17 protein-coding genes and 2 pseudogenes are annotated in these 19,947 nt (G+C 57.1%); 15 read left to right on the top strand and 4 right to left on the bottom strand.

From position 1 onward, the window contains the following. Window positions 1-25 precede the first annotated feature (25 nt). From RZ517_RS03850 to RZ517_RS03805, 10 genes are all read left to right on the top strand, one after another. Window positions 26-1,126 (top strand): c-type cytochrome, encoded by a 1,101-nt coding sequence (locus tag RZ517_RS03850; RefSeq protein ID WP_338550153.1) that lies wholly within the window; start codon window positions 26-28, stop codon window positions 1,124-1,126. Window positions 1,127-1,307: 181 nt separating this feature from the next. After that, entirely contained in the window at window positions 1,308-3,245 is a 1,938-nt protein-coding gene (locus tag RZ517_RS03845) for an extracellular solute-binding protein (RefSeq protein ID WP_317055921.1), read from the top strand. A 68-nt stretch (window positions 3,246-3,313) separates the two neighbouring features. After that, a complete protein-coding gene (locus RZ517_RS03840; RefSeq protein WP_317055922.1) occupies window positions 3,314-4,396 on the top strand; it encodes a microcin C ABC transporter permease YejB in 1,083 nt (360 codons plus the stop codon). Between the two features lie 2 nt (window positions 4,397-4,398). Next, window positions 4,399-5,508 carry an ABC transporter permease gene (locus RZ517_RS03835; RefSeq protein WP_338550150.1) on the top strand — a complete coding sequence of 370 codons (1,110 nt, stop codon included), beginning with the start codon at window positions 4,399-4,401 and terminating at the stop codon, window positions 5,506-5,508. After that, entirely contained in the window at window positions 5,505-7,094 is a 1,590-nt protein-coding gene (locus RZ517_RS03830; RefSeq protein WP_338550149.1) for an ABC transporter ATP-binding protein, read from the top strand. Before RZ517_RS03835 ends, RZ517_RS03830 begins: the two co-directional genes overlap by 4 nt. Window positions 7,095-7,164: 70 nt before the next feature. Next, complete coding sequence (locus tag RZ517_RS03825) at window positions 7,165-7,515, top strand: molecular chaperone GroEL (RefSeq protein ID WP_338550148.1); 351 nt, start codon at window positions 7,165-7,167, stop codon at window positions 7,513-7,515. Then, window positions 7,512-8,147, top strand: coding sequence for a LysE family translocator (locus RZ517_RS03820; protein ID WP_338550147.1), 636 nt, complete (start codon window positions 7,512-7,514; stop codon window positions 8,145-8,147). Before RZ517_RS03825 ends, RZ517_RS03820 begins: the two co-directional genes overlap by 4 nt. 130 nt (window positions 8,148-8,277) lie before the next feature. Continuing rightward, window positions 8,278-9,192 carry a sulfite exporter TauE/SafE family protein gene (locus RZ517_RS03815; RefSeq protein ID WP_338550146.1) on the top strand — a complete coding sequence of 305 codons (915 nt, stop codon included), beginning with the start codon at window positions 8,278-8,280 and terminating at the stop codon, window positions 9,190-9,192. Continuing rightward, window positions 9,192-9,950 carry a TIGR02186 family protein gene (locus RZ517_RS03810; protein ID WP_338550145.1) on the top strand — a complete coding sequence of 253 codons (759 nt, stop codon included), beginning with the start codon at window positions 9,192-9,194 and terminating at the stop codon, window positions 9,948-9,950. Before RZ517_RS03815 ends, RZ517_RS03810 begins: the two co-directional genes overlap by 1 nt. Window positions 9,951-10,103: 153 nt before the next feature. Continuing rightward, window positions 10,104-10,781, top strand: a complete 678-nt coding sequence (locus tag RZ517_RS03805) for a phosphatase PAP2 family protein (protein ID WP_338550144.1) — start codon at window positions 10,104-10,106, stop codon at window positions 10,779-10,781. Window positions 10,782-10,818: 37 nt separating this feature from the next. Here the strand turns inward: RZ517_RS03805 and RZ517_RS03800 are convergent, their stop codons facing one another. Beyond that, window positions 10,819-11,253: a hypothetical protein gene (locus RZ517_RS03800; RefSeq protein WP_338550143.1), complete on the bottom strand. Its 435-nt coding sequence runs from the start codon at window positions 11,251-11,253 to the stop codon at window positions 10,819-10,821. Window positions 11,254-11,330: 77 nt separating this feature from the next. Then, entirely contained in the window at window positions 11,331-14,018 is a 2,688-nt protein-coding gene (acnA, locus tag RZ517_RS03795) for an aconitate hydratase AcnA (protein ID WP_338550142.1), read from the bottom strand. Between the two features lie 220 nt (window positions 14,019-14,238). Here acnA and RZ517_RS03790 point away from each other — a divergent pair, with 220 nt between their 5' ends. The 5 genes and pseudogenes from RZ517_RS03790 to hemF all read left to right on the top strand — a co-directional run bounded on the left by RZ517_RS03790 (window position 14,239) and on the right by hemF (window position 18,202). Next, window positions 14,239-14,937: a DUF1223 domain-containing protein gene (locus RZ517_RS03790; RefSeq protein WP_338550141.1), complete on the top strand. Its 699-nt coding sequence runs from the start codon at window positions 14,239-14,241 to the stop codon at window positions 14,935-14,937. Between the two features lie 170 nt (window positions 14,938-15,107). After that, window positions 15,108-15,449, top strand: a complete 342-nt coding sequence (gene clpS, locus RZ517_RS03785; protein WP_317055932.1) for an ATP-dependent Clp protease adapter ClpS — start codon at window positions 15,108-15,110, stop codon at window positions 15,447-15,449. 46 nt (window positions 15,450-15,495) lie between these two features. Further along, a pseudogene (locus RZ517_RS03780) lies at window positions 15,496-16,439 on the top strand (class I SAM-dependent methyltransferase). Between the two features lie 67 nt (window positions 16,440-16,506). Next, the gene (locus RZ517_RS03770) at window positions 16,507-17,307 is read left to right on the top strand and encodes an SDR family NAD(P)-dependent oxidoreductase (RefSeq protein WP_338550140.1); all 801 of its coding nucleotides are present in this window, start codon (window positions 16,507-16,509) and stop codon (window positions 17,305-17,307) included. A 7-nt stretch (window positions 17,308-17,314) separates the two neighbouring features. Continuing rightward, window positions 17,315-18,202, top strand: coding sequence for an oxygen-dependent coproporphyrinogen oxidase (hemF, locus tag RZ517_RS03765; protein ID WP_422395558.1), 888 nt, complete (start codon window positions 17,315-17,317; stop codon window positions 18,200-18,202). Window positions 18,203-18,299: 97 nt separating this feature from the next. On the opposite strand, the gene RZ517_RS03760 is transcribed toward hemF, so the two are convergent. Both RZ517_RS03760 and nthA read right to left on the bottom strand, forming a co-directional pair. Beyond that, complete coding sequence (locus RZ517_RS03760; RefSeq protein WP_338550139.1) at window positions 18,300-19,238, bottom strand: lysophospholipid acyltransferase family protein; 939 nt, start codon at window positions 19,236-19,238, stop codon at window positions 18,300-18,302. Between the two features lie 57 nt (window positions 19,239-19,295). Further along, window positions 19,296-19,947: pseudogene (nthA, locus tag RZ517_RS03755) on the bottom strand (nitrile hydratase subunit alpha).

Below are 19,947 nucleotides of genomic sequence, written 5' to 3'. Positions count from 1 at the left end.
GATAGATACGCGACGAGAGATTCACATGGAAAACGGGCCAATGCTTGACACAATGACGTTTACAAAGATCCTTGGCGGCTTTTGCGGCGCGCTGCTGATCTTTCTTTTGGGCAAATGGGTGGCGGAAGAAATGTACGCCATGGGGGGCGGTCATGGGGATGACCATGGCCCGGCCTATGTCATCGACACCGGCGATGGCGGCGCCGAGACCGCCGAAGTAGAGGAAGGCCCAAGTTTTGCGGAACTTTACGCGTCAGCAGATATCGCGGCTGGCGAAAAAGTGTTTGGCAAATGTAAAGCATGTCACGCTGTGGACGGTTCCGACAAGACTGGACCGCATCTTGATGGCGTGGTTGGCCGTGACGTAGACGCGGTGGCAGGGTTTGGCTATTCCGGCGCGCTGAGCGCCGTTGTGGCAAACTGGTCGCCTGAAGAACTGAACGCGTTCATCGAAAACCCAAAAGGCTATGCACCGGGCACAACAATGGGGTTTGCGGGTCTGAAAAAAATTCAGGACCGTGTGAACGTGATTGCCTATCTCGACAACACGGACGGTTCCATGACCGAATTGGTGGTACCTGCTGCCGCCGAGGAAGAAGCGGCGGCGGAAGAAGCCGTTGAGGAACCGGCAGCCGAAGAGGCAGCGACCGAAGAAACAACTGAAGAAGCTGCGACCGAAGAGGCAACCGAGGAACCCGCAGAGGAAGAAGCCGCTCCTGAGGCAACCGAAGAAGAAGCCGCGGCTGAAGAACCTGCCGCGGAAGAAGCAACCGAAGAGGCAGCAGCCGGTGACACCGGCTTTGCTGCCCTGGTCGCTGCAGCCGACATTGACGCAGGCGCTAAGTCGTTCAAGAAATGCGCGGCCTGCCATGTTGCCGACAAAGAGCAAAACCGCGTCGGACCTCATCTTGTTGGTATCGTTGACCGCGAGGTGGCATCGGTAGAAGGCTTCAAGTATTCTGGAGCGATGACTGAAGTCGGCGGCGTCTGGGACCTGGACCGCCTGAGTGCCTGGCTGGAGAACCCACGTGAATTCGCGCCTGGCAACAAGATGAGCTTTCGTGGTGTCTCAGACGAGGCGGAGCGCGCCAACGTCATTGGCTACCTTCGATCACTCAGCCAGTAAACGTTACTCTCACTAGCAAAAGTTGAACCGCTCGTTCCTGACGGCACGGGCGGTTTTCTTTTGTTTGATAGGGCCGCAGCCTCACAGCGGATGATCTGCGCTTGAATCCCGGCATGGCCCTCCGTTAGCTTGCCAGAGGCGAATAAAATCCCACATCAGGGTGAGTATAAGGAGAATGCGCATGACCCGATCCCGCAGCCGGGCCAAGTCCCGAGCGCTTGACGGCCAAAAACCTCGCTTCGTTGCGACAACCCTGATGGTCCTGTCCATCCTGATCCTCAGCGCATGGACGGCATTTGCCGAAGACCAGAAGATCATCAAAAGCCACGGCTATTCATTCTTTGGCGACCTGAACTACCCCGAGGATTACACGCATTTTGACTATGTGAACCCTGACGCGCCAAAGGGTGGCGAGATTTCCATAGCACTCGCGGGCAGTTTTGACTCCATGAACCCCTACACGCGGAATGGGCGTGCCTCAGCACTTTCCACGGTGATGTATGAAAGCCTTTTGGGCGAGATACTTGCCGGCGCAGGCAGCCTGCCCTCGGATGATTACGACGAAGGGTACGGTCTTTTGGCGCATACGGTCGAATATCCAGAAGACAAGTCCTGGGTCATTTTCCACATGCGCCCAGAAGCTCGGTTTTCCGATGGAACCCCGGTCACAGCGCATGATGTTGCTTTCTCTCACAACCTGCTTCTAGATCAGGGCCTCAAAAGTTATGCCGAAGCGGTGCGCAAGCGCATTCCAAGTGTCGAGGTGATCGACGATCACACCATCAAGTTTACATTCGCTGACGGCATCTCCCGCCGTAGCCTCATTGACCAGGTCGGTGGCGTGCCGGTCTGGTCCAAAAAATGGTACGAAGAGACAGGCGCACGGCTGGACGAACCACGGCTTGAGATTTCGCCGGGATCTGGCCCGTACATTTTGCAAGAAGTAGAGCCAAACCGACGGGTGGTTTTCAAACGAAACCCTGACTACTGGGGTTGGGATTTGCCCATCAACAAAGGGCGGCACAATTTCGATACGATCCGACTTGAGTATTTTGCCGATTCCACGGCCGCCTTTGAAGCCTTCAAGGCCGGAGAAGTAACGTACCGGACGGAGTCTGATCCAAAACTCTGGGCCAGTTCTTATGATTTCCCCGCGGTTCAGCGCGGCTGGGTCAAGTTGGAAGAACTTGCCGACGGCGCGCCGCCTGCAATGTCGGGCATCGTATTCAACCTTGGCTCGGAACCGCTCAAGGACAAGCGGGTGCGCGAGGCTGTTGCACTCTTGTTCAATTTTGAATGGACAAACAAATCACTCCTTTACGGTCTCTATGAGCAACAACGTTCCTTCTCGACAGGCACAGAGTTAGAAGCAACAGGCACACCTGAAGGCCCTGAACTGGAATTTTTGCAGTCCTTGGGAGACTTGGTACCTGCTGAAGTTCTGGAAACAGAGCCGTGGGTACCACATGTAAGTGACGAAGACCGCCTCATCACACGCAAGAACAAGCGCAAAGCGCTGAAACTGCTGGAAGAGGCGGGCTATACTGTCGATGATGCGGGCAAAGTTCGGTCTCAAGACGGAAAGCAGCTGAGCCTCAATTTCTTGCTGAATTCATCTGGCTCACCTACAAACCGCGCAGTTGCCGAAAACTTTGTCTCCAGCCTGAAAGACGCAGGCATCGACGCGACGGTCGAGTCTGTCGACAGCGCCCAATACACGGACCGAGAGCGCGACAGGGATTATGATCTGGTGTTCGATGGCTATCCGTCTTTGCTGGGCACCGGCACGGGTCTGGCACAGCGTTTTGGCTCAGAGGCCGCTGAATTCAGCCTCTTTAATCCTGCGGGGCTTGCCAGCCCTATGGTGGACGAAATCATTGCCAAATCCCTGCTGACCGAAAGCAAAGAAGAAGAAAACATGACAATACGGGCCTTGGACCGGGCATTGCGCCATGAATTCTTCCTCATTCCCGATGGCTACGCCCCCAATCATTGGGTCGCCTATTGGGATCAATATGCCCATCCTGAAGAAATACCGCCTTTTGCGCTGGGGACACTGGATTTCTGGTGGTATGACGCAGATAAGGCACAAAAGCTGAAGGAGGCGGGCGCGCAGTGAGCCAGCACGGGGGCGACAGCACAGGGCCACGTATTTTGCGTGCCTCTCAGAGAGGCGCGTAGCACCGCATGGGCGCCTATATCCTCAGACGTCTGCTCTTGGTGATCCCGACGCTCATTGGGATCATGATCATCAATTTTGCTTTGGTGCAGTTCCTGCCCGGTGGCCCGGTGGAGCAGGCGATTGCCGAAATTCAAGGGCAAGGCGACGTCTTTGGCGGTTTCGCCGGGGCCGAGGATGATGGCGGGTTAGGCACAGATGAGGTCGAGGGTTATGTCGGCGCGCGCGGTCTGCCGCCAGAATTCATTGCTGAGCTTGAACAGCAATTTGGCCTCGATAAACCGCCCCTCGAACGCTTTCTCAATATGCTCTGGAACTACGCGCGGTTTGACTTTGGCGAGAGTTACTTCCGCAAAACCGAGGTCGTGGACCTTGTGCTCGACAAGATGCCGGTCAGTATCACACTGGGCGTCTGGACCCTGCTGATCTCTTACCTCATCTCGATCCCCCTAGGCATCCGCAAGGCGATGCGCGACGGCACGCCGTTTGACACATGGACGAGCGGCATCATCATCGCCGCCTATGCCATCCCCGCCTTCCTCTTTGCCATCATGCTCCTGGTGCTTTTCGCAGGCGGTTCTTACTATCAGATCTTCCCGCTGCGGGGCCTGACCTCGGATGGGTGGGAGGACTTCACCCTTATCGGAAAGGTGCTCGACTATCTTTGGCATATCATCCTGCCCATCACGGCGCTGTCCATTGGCAGCTTCGCGACGCTCACCTTGCTGACCAAGAACTCGTTTCTCGATGAGATCAAGAAACACTATGTCATGACCGCCCGCGCCAAGGGTTTGTCCGAACGCAAAGTGCTGTATGGGCATGTTTTCCGCAACGCGATGCTGATCGTCATTGCCGGTTTCCCGGGTGTTTTCATCGGTGTCTTCTTCACCGGCAGTCTGCTCATCGAGACGATCTTTTCGCTCGATGGTCTGGGGCGGCTCTTCTTTGAGGCGGCGATTGGCCGGGATTACCCCGTGATGTTCGCCACGCTCTACCTCACCACACTGATCGGACTTGTCGTCGCGATCCTTGGGGACCTGATGTATGTCTTCATCGACCCCCGGATCGACTTTGAGAAGAGGGCCGGGTAGCCATGCCAAGCCTTTCGCCCCTCAACCAGCGCCGCTGGCGCAACTTCAAGCGCAACCGTCGGGCCTATTGGTCTCTGATCCTGTTTTCGATCCTGTTTCTGATCACCCTGCCTGCTGAATTCATCGCAAATGACAAGCCCCTGCTGGTGCAATACCGGGGCGAATACTACACACCGATCCTGAAGTTTTACCCTGAGACCGCGTTTGGCGGCGATTTCCGCACCGAGGCACCTTATGGCGACCCCGAAGTGGAATGCCTGATTGTCTCGGGCGGATTGGAAGACTGTTTTGACGATCCCGAGGGCATCATTGAGGATGCGCAGGACGGCGAGGTGAATGGCGAGGCCATCGCCAAAGGTTGGACCTTCTGGCCCCCTGTTCGCTACAGCTATGACACACCCGTAGATCGTCCCGGCGCAGCCCCCCTGCCCCCTAATGAACAAAACCTCTTGGGCACGGATGGCACAAAGCGCGATGTCCTGGCGCGCGTGATATACGGGTTCCGGCTTTCGGTGCTCTTCGCCCTGATCGTGACGGCACTCTCGTCAGTTATCGGTGTATTTGCTGGCGCCATTCAGGGCTATTTCGGGGGCAAGACCGACCTGATCTTTCAACGCGTCATCGAAATATGGGCCTCCACACCCCAGCTCTATGTGATCATCATCCTCTTCGCGATCCTGCCGCGAAGTTTCTGGCTTCTGGTCGCCATAACGGTCGCCTTCGGGTGGATGGGACTTGTGGGCGTGGTGCGTGCCGAATTCCTGCGCGCGCGCAACTTCGAATATGTGCGCGCCGCCAAGGCGCTTGGCGTGAGCAACATGACCATCATGTTCCGCCATATGTTGCCCAATGCGATGGTAGCCACGCTCACCTTCCTGCCGTTCATCATCACCGGCACAATCGGCCTTCTGGCCACGCTCGATTTCCTTGGCTTCGGTCTTCCGGCCTCGGCCCCCTCGCTGGGCGAACTCACGCTACAGGCCAAGAACAATCTGCAGGCGCCGTGGCTGGCCTTCACCGCGTTCTTCACCTTTGCCATCATGCTGTCGCTTCTGGTCTTCATCTTTGAGGGGGTACGCGACGCCTTTGACCCAAGGAAGACCTTCGAATGAGCCTTCTGGACGTCAAAGACCTGCGCATCAGTTTCCGTCAGGATGGCGAGGTAAAACCATGCGTGCATGGCGTCTCCTTCACCGTAGACCGTGGAGAAACAGTTGCTCTTGTGGGTGAGTCCGGAAGTGGTAAGTCCATCACCGCACTCAGCACGGTTTCTTTGCTCGGCGGTTCCGCCATGGTCGAAGGCAGTGTGACCTATGACGGCCAGGAAATGATCGGTGCTGATGAAAAACGCCTGATGACTGTGCGCGGCAACGACATTTCCTTCATTTTTCAGGAACCAATGACCTCGCTCAATCCGCTGCACACACTGGAAAAGCAGCTGCGCGAGAGCATTGAGCTGCATCAGGGTCTGACCGGCAACGCGGTCCGCACGCGCATTCTGGAGCTTCTGACACGCGTTGGCATTCGAGACCCCGAAACCCGATTGGGCGCTTATCCGCATCAGCTTTCCGGTGGGCAAAGACAGCGCGTTGTGATCGCCATGGCCCTGTCAAACAAGCCCGATATTCTAATCGCGGATGAACCGACCACCGCGCTTGACGTCACCATTCAGGCGCAAATCCTAGAGCTATTGGCCGAGCTGAAGCGCGAAGAGCAGATGGGACTCCTGTTCATCACCCATGATCTGGCCGTCGTGGAAAAAATCGCTGACCGGGTTTGCGTGATGAAAGATGGTCTTATCGTTGAGACAGGCCCGACCAAGGACATTTTCGCCAACCCCCAGCATGACTATACCAAGAAACTGCTGAGCGCGGCCCCGTCCGGCGCGCCTGATCCGGTAGAGGAAAAGGCGCCGGTTCTAGTAGAGACCGACAAGCTGAAAATCTGGTTTCCCATTCAAAAGGGATTTCTCAAACGCACCGTCGGGCATGTAAAGGCCGTCAATGAGGCGACAATCTCGGTGCGTGCTGGCGAGACGCTGGGCATTGTTGGCGAAAGCGGATCAGGCAAGACCACATTGGCGCTGGCACTCATGCGGCTCATCGAATCTGAGGGCGTGATGCGTTTTGACGGGCAAGACATGCGCGACTGGTCCACCAAGGAACTGCGCCGCCGCCGCTCGGACATTCAGATCGTCTTTCAGGACCCATTTGGAAGCCTCAGTCCGCGCATGACCTGTGAACAGATCATTGCCGAGGGGCTGAGCGTACATGGCAATCCTGATGGCCGCCCGGTACGTGAACTTGTGGCCGAAGTGCTTGGGGAGGTCGATCTGGACCCTGACATGATGGACCGCTACCCGCATGAGTTTTCCGGCGGACAGCGTCAGCGTATCGCAATTGCCCGCGCCATGATCCTACGCCCCAAACTGGTGGTTCTGGACGAACCGACCTCTGCCCTTGATATGACGGTGCAGGTTCAGATCGTAGACCTGCTGCGCCGCCTGCAGGTCAAATACGGGCTGGCATATCTTTTCATAAGCCACGACCTCGCTGTGGTGCGCGCCATGAGTCATAAGGTCATTGTCATGAAACAGGGCGATATTGTCGAATACGGCTCGGCGCAGGATATCTTTAACAACCCGCAAACCGAATATGCCAAGACACTTTTGAGTGCGGCCTTGGATCTGGCGGTTTAACCCACCCAACATTTCTGAACACAGCTGTATTGATCTGCGTTAGGCTGCGACTCTGACAAAGGAGAGGGCGATGTCTAACGCTTTGAATGGATTTTTCGACGCATGGTCAGAAACTGACCCGGCAGGGCAACTCATCTTGATTGCCAAGGCCGTTGCCAAAAATGCACGCTATGCCGATCCCAGAACCGATGGCGTTGAAGGCGTGGAAGACATCGCTGCCTATGTGGCGCAGTTTGCACAGATGGCTCCGGGAGCAACGGCCGAGGTGATCGCCTCAGAAACACGTGACGGCGTTACGCGCGCAACAGTGCGGTTCGCCATGCCCGGAGGCATGGAACAGCTGGGCCAATATTTCGCAGAAACGGACGCAGCGGGCCTGTTGACCCGGATTGTGGGCTTCAAGGGGACCGGCGGCGAGTGACGGATCTTCTTGTCTATCTGCCTGGCATTCTGGCGGCCTATGCCATTCTGGTGGTTGGTGCGTCCTCTCCGGGGCCGTCCGTCGCCTTGTTGATCGGGATAGCCACATCGCAGGGCCGCGCCCCGGCCATGGTCGCCACACTTGGTATTGCCACGGGCAGCATGGCCATCAATCTGCTGACGATGCTCGGAGTGGGGTTGCTAATCTCCCAAGCAGCATGGGCCATGACAGCCTTGCGCATCATCGGTGCCGCCTACCTGCTTTATCTGGCCTATGGTGCATTTCGAAAAGCGCTTGACCCGCCCACTCTGACGTCCATGGAAACGCAAGCCAAGTCAATGAGCCGCCACTTCGCAACGGGTTTCCTGTTGCAGGCCACCAACCCCAAAGCCATCGCCTTTTGGCTCTCAATCGCCTCAATCGGTGCGGTGGAGGGGGCAAACCTCGATGTCGTGGCCCTCTTTGTCTTGGGCGCTTTCACGATTTCCTTTGTCTGCCATGGGGCCTGGGCGCTTGCCATGTCGACCCGTCATATCCGAGCGGCCTATGCCAAAGGGCGACGCTGGATCGAGGCAGCGCTCGGCGCATTCTTCGTCTTTGCCGCCTGGAAACTGGCCAGTTCAGAGCGGTGACAACACCCCCAACCGGTACAGCCAACCAATCACGCGCTGTAAGGCCAGTTCACATAAATTGATCAGGCCTGACGCGATCTAGGCGTTTGCTTGGGTTGATTATCCCAAAGGCACAGGTCTATGACGTGCCATGCAAATCTACCTTCCCATCGCCGAGGTTTCGGTTAACGCGTTTCTCCTGCTTGGACTGGGTGGGTTGGTTGGCGTGTTATCAGGCATGTTCGGCGTGGGCGGGGGCTTTCTCATGACGCCGCTGTTGTTCTTTATCGGCATTCCACCTGCCGTCGCCGTCGCCACCGAGGCCAATCAGATTGTGGCCTCCTCTTTCTCCGGCGTGCTGGCGCATTTGCGACGAAAGACAGTGGACCTCCGAATGGGCACGGTCCTTCTGATTGGCGGTCTCATCGGGGCAGCCCTCGGGGTTGTGGTCTTTAACTACCTGAAATCGCTTGGGCAAGTCGACCTTCTGGTCAAACTCTGCTACGTGGTTTTCCTCGGCATCATCGGTGCGATGATGTTCATCGAAAGCCTCAACGCCATTCGCCGCAGCAAGTCAGGCACGCCGCCCAAGCGCAAGAAACACAACTGGATTCACAAGCTCCCCTTCAAGATGCGCTTCCGCACATCGGGCCTCTATATCAGTGTCATTCCCCCCGTTATCGTCGGTATTTGTGTCGGCATTCTCGCGGCAATCATGGGTGTCGGGGGCGGATTCATCATGGTCCCGGCCATGATCTACCTTCTGGGTATGCCAACCAAGGTTGTTGTGGGCACGTCGCTTTTCCAGATCATCTTCGTGACAGGCTTCACCACCTTGCTGCACGCAACGACGAATTTCACGGTCGATGTCGCGCTTGCGGTTCTGTTGCTGGTGGGCGGCGTCATTGGCGCGCAGATCGGGACAACGATTGGGACTAAGCTGAAAGCCGAACAGCTCCGTATCCTACTCGCGATCATGGTTCTTGCGGTGTGCTTCAAGCTGGCACTGGACCTGCTGATTATGCCCTCCGAGCTCTACTCTATTGGCGCAGTGGAGGGGCATTGATGCGCAGGCTGATGATCCTTCTTTTCCTCGTGCTTGCGCTGCCTGCTACAAGCGAAGAAGTGGTGCTTGGCCTCAGCAAAGACAAGGTGGCAATCACCGCCACTTTTGATGGCTCAGAGATCCTTGTCTTTGGCGCTGTAAAGCGCGAGGCGCCAATTTCCGAGGAGCCACTTGATGTCATCGTCGCCATTGCCGGGCCAACCGAACCTGTGGTCGTGCGCCGCAAGGAAAAGCGGTTCGGTATCTGGGTCAACACAGAGTCACTTGAGGTGGATGAAGCCCCAAGTTTTTATGCGATTGCGACCACCGGGCCCTTGGATCAGGTGCTATCGAATGTTGAGGATTTGCGGCACAAGGTGACGATCCCGCGGGCTATCCGTTCGGTGGGGGCACCCAGAAGCGTGGCGGATGCACAGTCTTTCACAGACGCGATCATTCGTATCCGGTCCGGCAATGGGATCTACGCACTTCAAGAAGGGTCCGTGGCGCTTGACGAACAGACGTTGTTTCGCACGTCCATCAAGCTTCCGTCTAACCTGACCGAGGGGATCTATCCGACGCGTATCTTTCTGACTCGACGGGGAAAAGTGGTGTCTCTCTTCGAGACCACGATTGACGTGCAGAAAGTCGGACTGGAGCGCTGGCTTTACAATCTTTCACGTGAGATGCCGCTTGTTTATGGGCTGATGTCTTTGGCCATTGCCATCGCGGCAGGCTGGGGCGCGTCGGCGGCGTTTCAGGTTTTGAGACAGCGCTGAACAAAGACCGCCGCGTCCGAACTTCTTCAAGTTACAGCTCCTTTTGAGATAAGCGTGATCCCGCAGTCTTTTTGACCTTTTCAAGCAACTCATTGACTCAAATCCCAAAACTCGAACCGATATGCAGACGTTTTGGGCAAGAGAAAGCAACGTGTGGACTACGAAATACTCCGAGCACTGAATGCGTGGGCGGCTTCGAATTCAGGCGTGTCATGGACCTTCTTCCTGTTCACACGTGAAGTGCTCAAAAACCTTCTGCCGATCGTGCTGTTCTGGGGACTTTGGTTCTCCTTTGACGCCGAGACGCGCCAGACCGCGCGTGAGAAGCTGGTAGGTGTCCTGCTGATAGGGGCAATTGCCATTGGAGTGGCACGTGGCCTGGCGACGGTTCTGCCCTTTCGCACCCGGCCAATGCATGACCCGGACGCTGGCATTTCGATCATGGGATGGCTCAACACCAGCTTGCTGGAAGAATGGAGCGCTTTTCCATCGGATCATGCCGTACTGTTCTTTGCCCTTGCCGTTGGGTTGTTCCAGGTCTCGAAGCGTGCAGGTGTTGTGGCGCTTTTGCATGCGGGCTTGATCGTGTGCCTGCCAAGGGTCGCAGTGGGCCTGCACTGGCCTAGCGACATTGCGGTTGGCATTCTGATTGGTATTGCCTTGTCAGTTCTGTTGTTTCGTCCTGTGCAAGCATTGGTCCACAAATCGGGACTTGTCCCGTTCTTTGAAGCGCGCGAGGCAATTGGGTATCCGCTTTTGTTTCTGGCCACCTATGAACTGTCACGGATGTTTCATTCCGTGCGGCAGGTGATGCAATTTGTCTGGGAGTAAGGCGGGATTTCACTCGCCCGGTCTTGCGCCATGCGGCTCAGTAATTTCGAATGAACGCAGTGCCCATCTCGCAGGCTTTTTTACAATCTGTGGCATCGCGGCCAAGTTCATCAGGCAGCATAACAGAGTCTGTCCCAGGACCTTCAAATCGCGGGTCGTCGCAGGTGCCGTCCCGTGCATAGTCTGATGTGTCGTCGCCATAGCTTATGGCACTGCACTGGGTCGCGGCGCTTGCTTTGGACTGATTCCACAGCTTTATCGTTCCAAGTTCATAGGCATGGCGGCAATCGGTTGCATCGTGACCGGCATCGTCCCAATCAAGACCGGTTGCCATGCCGTTGCCTACAAATCGCCGGTCATCGCATTCAAAGTCATTGGCATATTCCGAACTGTCGTCGCCGAAATCGATAGATTGCGCCATGGCCGTGGGGGATAAAACGAGTGCAAGGAAAAGACAGCACTGCATCTTCATTAGGTGTTCCCCTCTCGTCGGCTTTGTGGCCCAGGTTGACCACCCAGCGATGTTACATCGCTGGGTGTCACATTGTCTCAGGCCGCTTTCGCAAGATTGCGCAGCACGTAATGCAATACGCCACCATGTTCGATATATTCGATTTCGATTGCGGTATCGATCCGGCATTTAAGCTGGATCGTCTTTTCGCTGCCATCGGCCATGGTGATCGTGCAGGGCACCTCTTGCAGGGGCTCGATTGTATCAAGCCCTGAGATCGACACCGTTTCCTGCCCCGTGAGACCCAGAGACTTCCGGCTGTCGCCACCGGTGAACTCAAACGGGATCACCCCCATGCCAACGAGGTTGGAACGGTGGATACGTTCAAAGCTTTCAGCGATTACAGCCTTCACGCCCAAGAGCGCCGTGCCCTTGGCCGCCCAGTCGCGGCTTGAGCCCGCGCCATATTGCTCACCGCCAAAGACGACCAGAGGCGTGCCGTTGGCCTGATGCGCCATGGCGGCCTCGAAGATCGAGGTTTGGTTGCCGTCAGGGCCTTTGGTGTAGCCGCCTTCGACGCCATCCAGCATTTCGTTCTTGATGCGGATATTGGCGAAGGTGCCGCGCATCATGACCTCGTGGTTGCCACGGCGTGAGCCATAAGAGTTGAATTCACGCACCGGCACCTGACGCTCGGTGAGGTACTGCCCGGCCGGCGTGGTGTCCTTGAACGACCCGGCGGGTGAAATGTGGTCCGTGGTGACCATGTCGCCAAGCAGTGCAAGCACCTTGGCCCCTTCGATATTGGTGATCGTGCCGGGTTCGCGGCCCATACCCTGGAAGTAAGGCGGGTTCTGCACATAGGTGGACTGCGGCGGCCAGTCATAGGTTTCACCCGCGGAGGTTTCGACCTCTTGCCATTTCTCATCGCCCTTGAAGACATCGGCGTATTTCTCGATGAAGGCTTCGCGCGTGACGGTTTTCTCGACCAGTTCTGCAATCTCTTGCTGCGTGGGCCAGATGTCTTTGAGATACACATCTTTGCCATCAGGCGTCTGCGCGATCGGGTCATTGGCTAGGTCAATGTCCATCGTACCCGCCAGCGCATAGGCCACCACAAGTGGCGGCGACGCGAGGTAGTTGGCGCGGACATCAGGGCTGATCCGACCCTCAAAGTTCCGGTTACCCGACAGGACCGACGTGGCCACAAGATCACCTTCGGCAATGGCCTCGCTCAGTTCCTTCTGAATCGGGCCTGAATTGCCGATACAGGTGGTGCAGCCATAGCCCACGAGGTTGAAGCCGATCTTATCCAGATCTTCCTGAAGGCCGGCGGCCTCAAGGTAGTGCGAGACAACTTGTGATCCCGGTGCCAGCGAAGTTTTAACCCATGGTTTACGGTCGAGACCCAAAGCAGCGGCTTTGCGCGCCACAAGGCCCGCGCCGATCATCACATACGGGTTCGATGTGTTGGTACACGACGTGATCGAGGCGATTACGACGTCACCGGAAGACAGGGTGTAATCTTCACCTGCGACAGGCACTTCTTTGTCCATTGGACGCTTGAAGGTTTCTTTCATCTCGCGTGTGAAGGCCGACTTTGCATCGGTCAGGGCAACATAGTCCTGCGGGCGTTTAGGGCCAGAGATGGCCGGAACGATTGTGTTCATGTCGAGATGCAGGGTGTCTGTGTAGATTGGGGCGTAGTCGTCCCCACGCCAGAATCCATTTTCCTTGGCATAGGCCTCAACAAGCGCAATGCGCTCCTCGTCCCGGCCGGTCTGGCGCAGGTAGCGCAGGGTTTCCCCGTCAATGGGGAAGAAGCCGCAGGTCGCACCGTATTCAGGAGCCATGTTGGCGATGGTGGCGCGGTCCGCCAGCGGCAACGTGTCGAGACCAGCGCCGTAAAATTCTACGAATTTGCCAACCACACCCTTTTCACGCAGCATTTCGACAACCTTGAGCACGAGGTCGGTGCCGGTTGTGCCTTCAACCATTTTGCCGGTGAGTTCAAAGCCCACCACTTCGGGGATCAACATGGAGATTGGCTGACCCAGCATGGCGGCTTCCGCCTCAATGCCGCCGACACCCCAGCCCAGAACGGCCGCGCCGTTGACCATTGTGGTGTGGCTGTCCGTGCCCACCAACGTATCGGGATAGGCGACTTCCTCGCCATTCTGGTCCTTATCGGTCCAGACAGTTTGCGCCAGATACTCCAGGTTCACCTGATGGCAAATACCTGTTCCGGGCGGCACCACGCGGAAGTTGTTGAACGCGCCCTGCCCCCATTTGAGGAACTGGTAACGCTCCATGTTGCGCTCATATTCGCGGTCCACATTCATTTGAAACGCACGCGGATTGCCGAACTCGTCGATCATCACCGAGTGGTCGATCACAAGGTCCACAGGGTTGAGCGGATTGATCTGCTGCGGATCACCGCCCAGCGCCTTGATCCCGTCCCGCATCGCGGCAAGGTCGACAACAGCGGGCACGCCCGTAAAATCCTGCATCAACACGCGTGCCGGGCGATAGGCGATTTCACGCGGGTTCTTCCCGCCTTTGTCGGCCCACTCTGAGAACGCCTTGATGTCATCGGTGCTGACGGTCTTGCCATCTTCAAAGCGCAGCATGTTCTCCAGCACAACCCGCAAGGCAGCAGGCAGTTTAGAGAAGTCACCCAGCCCAGCCGCCTCGGCGGCGGCAATGGAGTAATACGCAACCGTCTGATCCCCAACCTTCAGGGTTTTCCGGGTTTTAGCAGTGTCGTGACCAACAGTAACGGGCATAGGGCGATCCTTTCGCTAGCGGTGCAGTCGTGGTTTGAAATTCTTCTGAACCAAAAGAAACATGCGTTCAAGAGTGGCGATGCAATATTTGTATACCGTTGTACACAAATTTTCAATGTAACGAAGTTCACATATTTCTCTCAATTCGTTGATTGGTTATTTTGATCGTTTCGTCTTAGATGGGGTTTAGGGTGACAATCTAAACCTTTGAGGCAGACAGATGCGTCGTATCATAGCTTTTGCAATTGCGGTTGGTCTATGGGCCGTTCCAGCGTTTTCGCAGTCCAAGGCCGTTGTTGTGGAACTGTTCACGTCGCAAGGCTGTTCGTCTTGCCCGCCTGCAGATGCGTTCATGCACGAATTGGCCAAGCGGGATGATGTTGTCGCCCTCGCTTTGCACGTCGACTATTGGGATTATATCGGCTGGAAAGACAGCTTTGCCCATCCCGGGCACGCAGATCGCCAGCGCGCCTATGCCGCGGAAAACGGACGTCGCATGATCTACACGCCTCAGATGGTGATCAATGGACGCGAACATGTGGTCGGCAACAGCCCCAAAGACGTGAGCGACATGATCAACCGGCACCTGCAGACGTCGTCGACGGTTGATATAGAACTGAGCCGCGTTGGTGATGATGTGCTAATTGAGGCAGAGCCAATGACTCAGTTCGAGGAACCATTGGCGGTGCGCGTGGTGCGCTACAGGCCTGAGAGCACTGTGAACATCACGCGTGGCGAAAATGCGGGCCACACGATCAGCTACGCCAACGTGGTGACGGACATGGCGCAAGTCGGAAGTTGGACCGGTGAAGAAGCGCTTCGACTGACGGTGCCCGCGCAGGGCGATCAGCCAATCGTTGTTGTCTTGCAACGGCGAGACGGTATCGGCCTTGTTGAGGCGGCGGCACAGCTCAAGTAGCTCACCTGCAAGACGTCATTCACGACCAATCGGACGTTTTGCACAGCCACGACAGGCGAGAATCGGCGACTTGCGGTCGATTCAACGACCTGCGCCCCTTTTCACACGCTCTGCGAAAGTTATATACCTGCTGCACGAGCGTGCTGTCACAGCGTAGGTTAACGGGATCAATGACGGACTTGGTCATCATGGCTGGGCCAGGGGATGAGGACGACGGCACAGACGCTGCCGTGGTTGTTGACACCAAGCCCAAGACAAAGCGGCCACCTTTGTACAAGGTGCTGCTCTTGAATGATGATTATACACCTATGGAATTCGTTGTGGCGGTGCTGGAGCGCTTCTTTGGCATGTCGCACAGCCAGGCGTTTGAGATCATGCTGACCGTGCACAAGAAAGGCGTCGCAGTTGTTGGCGTGTTCAGCCACGAAATCGCCGAAACCAAGGTGGCGCAGGTGATGGATTTCGCCCGCCGCCATCAGCACCCTCTGCAATGCACCATGGAAAAAGAATAGCGTGAGTACGACGTCACGGCTGTCTCTGGCGTTGTCTTCGGGCGATATGCCCTGGCCTGACACCGGACGTGTGGTCGTCTTTCGCCCCGCGTCTGGCACCGACCTATCCGCACTGGACAAAGGCAGATGTCACATCCTGACCGGGTTTCGGCCCGTACATGACACATTCGATGCGCTTGGGTTTGACTGTGGCACAGAACCCGACGGGCCCTATGCCGCAGCCATTGTGTTCGCCGCCCGCGCCAAACCACTCACATTGGCCATGATCGCTCAGGCCTCATCCCTCACCGATGGACCGGTGGTCGTAGATGGGGCCAAAACGGACGGCATTGAGTCAGTGCTCAAGCTTTGTCGTGCACGGTGCGAGGTGTCTCCGGCCTTGTCAAAGTCTCATGGCAAGCTTTTCTGGTTCCATGGCGGTCTGGAGTTGACCGACTGGCAATTGAACGACCAAACGCAAATTGAGGACGGCTTTGTCACGGCACCAGGTGTGTTTTCTGCTGATGGGATTGATCCCGGCTCACAGTTCCTGGCCGATCACCTGCCGCAAAAACTTGGGGCCTTGCTGGCCGACCTGGGCGCAGGCTGGGGGTATCTCAGCGCCGAAGCGCTTCGACGGGACTCCATCACACGCCTTCATCTTGTAGAAGCCGAGAAATCCGCACTGGACTGCGCGCGAACCAATGTCACCGACACACGTGCCGCGTTTCACTGGTCCGATGCCACGCGCTGGCAGCCGCCCGAGCCGCTCGATACGGTGATCATGAACCCCCTTTTCATACCGGTCGGGCCAGTGACCCGGACCTTGGCCGCGCGTTCATTCGGGCAGCCGCAGAAGCACTCAAACCAAAAGGCCAGCTTTGGATGGTGGCCAATCGCCACCTGCCCTATGAAGCCGAACTGGGCGTCAATTTCCGTGATGTCAAAACCCACGCAAGCGACAACCGGTTCAAAATTCTGTGGGCGGCAAATCCGGCTCGAAAAGGCTGAGAAGTTGAACTAGGCTGCGCAGAATGCGATTTGAGATGCGCAGGCCATAACGGGAGAGACAGGCGAGATGTCATTTTCCATTTCCGGTAAGACCGCCATTGTCACCGGGGGGGCTAACGGGGTTGGCCTCGCCATTGGGCGGCATTTTGTCGACAAGGGCGCGAACGTGATGTTCGCCGATATGGACGAAAAGCAGCTTGCGCATGAGTTGGGCAATAACGAGGATGGCAGCGCGCAACGGTATTTTGCTGGGGATTTGCGCGAAAAGCTCACGTTGGCCAACCTTCTTTCCGCAACGATCGATGCCTTTGAGCAGGTTGATATCCTGGTCAATGCCTCGCGTCAGGTGGTGCCGTCCGATCCTCTCAATCCAGATGATGACGCGGTGGAGTTGTCGCTCAATCAGAACCTTCTGGCCCCTCTACGCCTGAGCCAGCTTGTGGCCAAGCGGATGATAAAACAGGCCGATGGCGATGAAGACGGCACAGTGGGCACCATTGTGAACCTGTCCTCGATTGCCGCACGGCGTACACATCCCGACTTGCTGGGCTACTCGGTGTCGACGGCAGCTCTCGATCAGATGACACGGAACCTGGCGGTGTCGCTGGCACCACATCGGATCCGGGTCAACGGTGTGGCCATCGGATCCGTTATGAGCGCCTCATTGCAGAACACCTTGCGCGACAACACCGACTACCGCGCCGACATTGAAGACCACACCCCGCTTGGCCGGATTGCTTCGGCCAGCGAGCTTGTCTCAGCGGTGCAATATCTGTCGAGCGAGGCGTCTGGTTTTATGACCGGGCAGATCATGACCATCGATGGCGGCCGAACACTGCTTGACCCTGTCGCCGCACCTGCGCATTGATGGGCGCATGAGCAAGATGCAAGACGAAAAATCCCGCGCGGCGAGTTGGTTCCGGCAGCTACGCGACGACATTGTAGCCGCGTTTGAGGAGCTCGAAGACAGCCATGACAGCGGGCCGATGGCTGGCGCCGCACCGGGCCGGTTTGACGTCTCGGAAACCAAACGTGCCAGCGACGATAACTCTGACGCAGGCGGCGGCTTGATGAGTGTCATGCGCGGCGGCCGGGTCTTTGAAAAGGTCGGCGTCAATGTCTCGGAAGTCTATGGAAGCCTGGGCGCGCAAGCGCAAAAAGCCATGGCTGCGCGCGGTGTGCCTGGCATGGAAGATGACCCACGCTTCTGGGCTTCAGGCATCAGCCTCGTGGCGCATATGCAAAACCCGCATGTGCCGGCGGTGCATATGAACACACGCATGTTCTGGACGCCTGGGGCCTGGTGGTTTGGCGGCGGCTCTGACCTGAATCCTTGCATTGAGTATGACGAGGACACAGCGCATTTCCACGCCACGCAAAAGGCCCATCTCGATCCGCATGGGACCGACCATTATCCGCATCTCAAGAAATGGGCGGATGAGTATTTCTACATCCCGCACCGCCACCGCGCGCGCGGCGTGGGCGGCATCTTCATGGATGACCAGAATTCCGGCGACTGGGAAGCCGATTTTGCCCTGACACAGGATATTGGCCGAGCGTTTCTCAAAGCCTATGTGCCGCTGGTCGAAAAACGCCGCGGACAGAATTGGTCTGACGCAGACAAGGAAACCCAACTCGTGCATCGCGGTCTCTATGCCGAATACAACCTCGTCTATGATCGCGGCACCAAGTTTGGTCTGGCCACAGGTCATGATGCCGATGCGGTTTTGATGAGCTTGCCGCCGGTCGCGAAATGGACCTGATAAAGCCCGCCATGTGATCCGGTGGGCATGGGTATTTGCAACAAGAAAGAAGCAGGTGCGTCAGGCTTCTTTCTTGTCAGAAATACCCAAAACACTGTCAGGCGTTTCTTTCCAAGTCTGCCAAAATCTTGGCACCCCGGTCCGCCAGTGGGCCAGTGCCGTCTTTCCAGCGGCGGTGAATCCAGAACCATTGATGCATGTTCTCGCGGATGGCCGCCTCTAAGCGCGCGTTGAATTCGCGGGTCATGGTGACGGGGTCGGAATGGGCAATGGGCGTCTCGGTGTGGATGGTGAAATGCAACCCATCGGGATCGCGCAGCCCCCAGACCGGCACCAAAAGCGCGTCGAACTTTAGCGCCATTTCAGCGGTTGCGAGCGATGTGAGTGCTGGTTTTCCGAAGAACTCAAGCGGCACACCGTCATGGGCGTTAAGATCATTGAGAATCGCTAGCACGCCGCCGGAGCGCAGGTGTTTGACCATCTGGATCATGCCTTTGCGCCCTTGCTCGAACATCGGCTCCGACAGGGATGCCATGGCCTTGACGTAATGCTCATTGAACGGACGATTGGCCATGGGGCGGTAAAACACCCCCATGTTGAACCCCTGCTCCATCATCGCAAGCCGCGCGGCGTTGAAGGATCCAAAATGCCCGGTCACGAAGATCACCGGCCGCCCTGCTTCACGGGCTGCACGCACATCGGGAAGGCCGGGGCCGATGACGGGTGATTTACGGGCATAGTCGGCAAACTCGGGGGAATAAAGCTCAACCATATTGCGCCCAGCATTATCGGGCACGCTGAGCATCAGATCGCGCACGGTTTCATGGTTCAAATCGGGTCTGGCGAAAGCGAGGTTTTCGCGCACGCGGCGGCGGTATCCGGCGAGCGGTCCCAAAAGCCGGGAGGCCGCCCAGCCCACGAATGGCACGCGCAGGCGATATGGCAAAAGCCGCGACATCCAGATGGGTGCCACCAAGGCTGTACCGATCAAACGCTCGGTTAGCGAAATAGTTTCGGATGTTTGCTCGTCGCTCATACGCGGCCTTTCTTGAGAGACCTTTGGCAACAGCCTTACGCGTTCACGCCACTTGGCTCAAGCCTGCGCAGGGGCGCGCGCCAACCCGGTGCCAATCATCGAGATCGCGAGTGACTAGTTTGGTAAGCGCAGTCTCGTCCATCCCACCCGTGCCTTCCGGACGCGCCGGGATGACCACATATCGCATGTCAGCAGTGCTATCGTGCACGCGGATTTGTGTCTTCTCTGGCAGTTGCACGCCAAACTCCCGCAGGACCTTGCGCGGCTCTTTCACAGCGCGTGAGCGGTAGGCGCGGGTCTTGTACCAATCAGGTGGCAGCCCCAGAAGGTTACGCGGGTAGCACGAGCACAGCGTGCAGACGATGAGGTTATGCACTTCGGCCGTGTTCTCCACCGCGATCAGGTTCAGCGGACCGATGTCAAAGCCCATCTCCCGCGTCGCTGTGGCGGCATTGTCCAGAAGCCGCGCCTTAAACTCAGGATCAACCCAGGCCCGTGCAACGACAGCAGCGCCATCAGCAGGGCTTCGGGCATCCATCGCCTCGATCTGGGCACTGATCTCAGCCGGAGTAAGATGTCCTTTTTCCACCAGCAACTCACGCACGGCGATTTCCATCCGCTGCCAATAGGTCAGTGCCATGTCATTGTCGGCGCGAAACGGATGGCCCGAGGAACTCAGGTGATCATGATCGTGATGGTCATGTGGCAT

Source organism: Roseovarius sp. S88 (assembly GCF_037023735.1).
GTDB lineage: Bacteria > Pseudomonadota > Alphaproteobacteria > Rhodobacterales > Rhodobacteraceae > Roseovarius > Roseovarius phycicola.
The sequence above is the reverse complement of the archived record's forward strand: the minus strand, read 5'-3'. Positions and strand labels throughout refer to the sequence as shown.

Bases quoted from the DNA above. Each gene is read 5' to 3' on its own strand.
- RZ517_RS03810 (WP_338550145.1), top strand. From the start codon at position 9,192: ATGCGCAGGCTGATGATCCTTCTTTTCCTCGTGCTTGCGCTGCCTGCT.
- RZ517_RS03800 (WP_338550143.1), bottom strand. From the start codon at position 11,253: ATGAAGATGCAGTGCTGTCTTTTCCTTGCACTCGTTTTATCCCCCACG.
- clpS (WP_317055932.1), top strand. From the start codon at position 15,108: ATGACGGACTTGGTCATCATGGCTGGGCCAGGGGATGAGGACGACGGC.
- RZ517_RS03840 (WP_317055922.1), top strand. From the start codon at position 3,314: ATGGGCGCCTATATCCTCAGACGTCTGCTCTTGGTGATCCCGACGCTC.
- RZ517_RS03845 (WP_317055921.1), top strand. From the start codon at position 1,308: ATGACCCGATCCCGCAGCCGGGCCAAGTCCCGAGCGCTTGACGGCCAA.
- RZ517_RS03850 (WP_338550153.1), top strand. From the start codon at position 26: ATGGAAAACGGGCCAATGCTTGACACAATGACGTTTACAAAGATCCTT.
- RZ517_RS03830 (WP_338550149.1), top strand. From the start codon at position 5,505: ATGAGCCTTCTGGACGTCAAAGACCTGCGCATCAGTTTCCGTCAGGAT.
- RZ517_RS03760 (WP_338550139.1), bottom strand. From the start codon at position 19,238: ATGAGCGACGAGCAAACATCCGAAACTATTTCGCTAACCGAGCGTTTG.
- RZ517_RS03790 (WP_338550141.1), top strand. From the start codon at position 14,239: ATGCGTCGTATCATAGCTTTTGCAATTGCGGTTGGTCTATGGGCCGTT.
- hemF (WP_422395558.1), top strand. From the start codon at position 17,315: ATGAGCAAGATGCAAGACGAAAAATCCCGCGCGGCGAGTTGGTTCCGG.
- RZ517_RS03825 (WP_338550148.1), top strand. From the start codon at position 7,165: ATGTCTAACGCTTTGAATGGATTTTTCGACGCATGGTCAGAAACTGAC.
- RZ517_RS03835 (WP_338550150.1), top strand. From the start codon at position 4,399: ATGCCAAGCCTTTCGCCCCTCAACCAGCGCCGCTGGCGCAACTTCAAG.
- acnA (WP_338550142.1), bottom strand. From the start codon at position 14,018: ATGCCCGTTACTGTTGGTCACGACACTGCTAAAACCCGGAAAACCCTG.
- RZ517_RS03815 (WP_338550146.1), top strand. From the start codon at position 8,278: ATGCAAATCTACCTTCCCATCGCCGAGGTTTCGGTTAACGCGTTTCTC.
- RZ517_RS03770 (WP_338550140.1), top strand. From the start codon at position 16,507: ATGTCATTTTCCATTTCCGGTAAGACCGCCATTGTCACCGGGGGGGCT.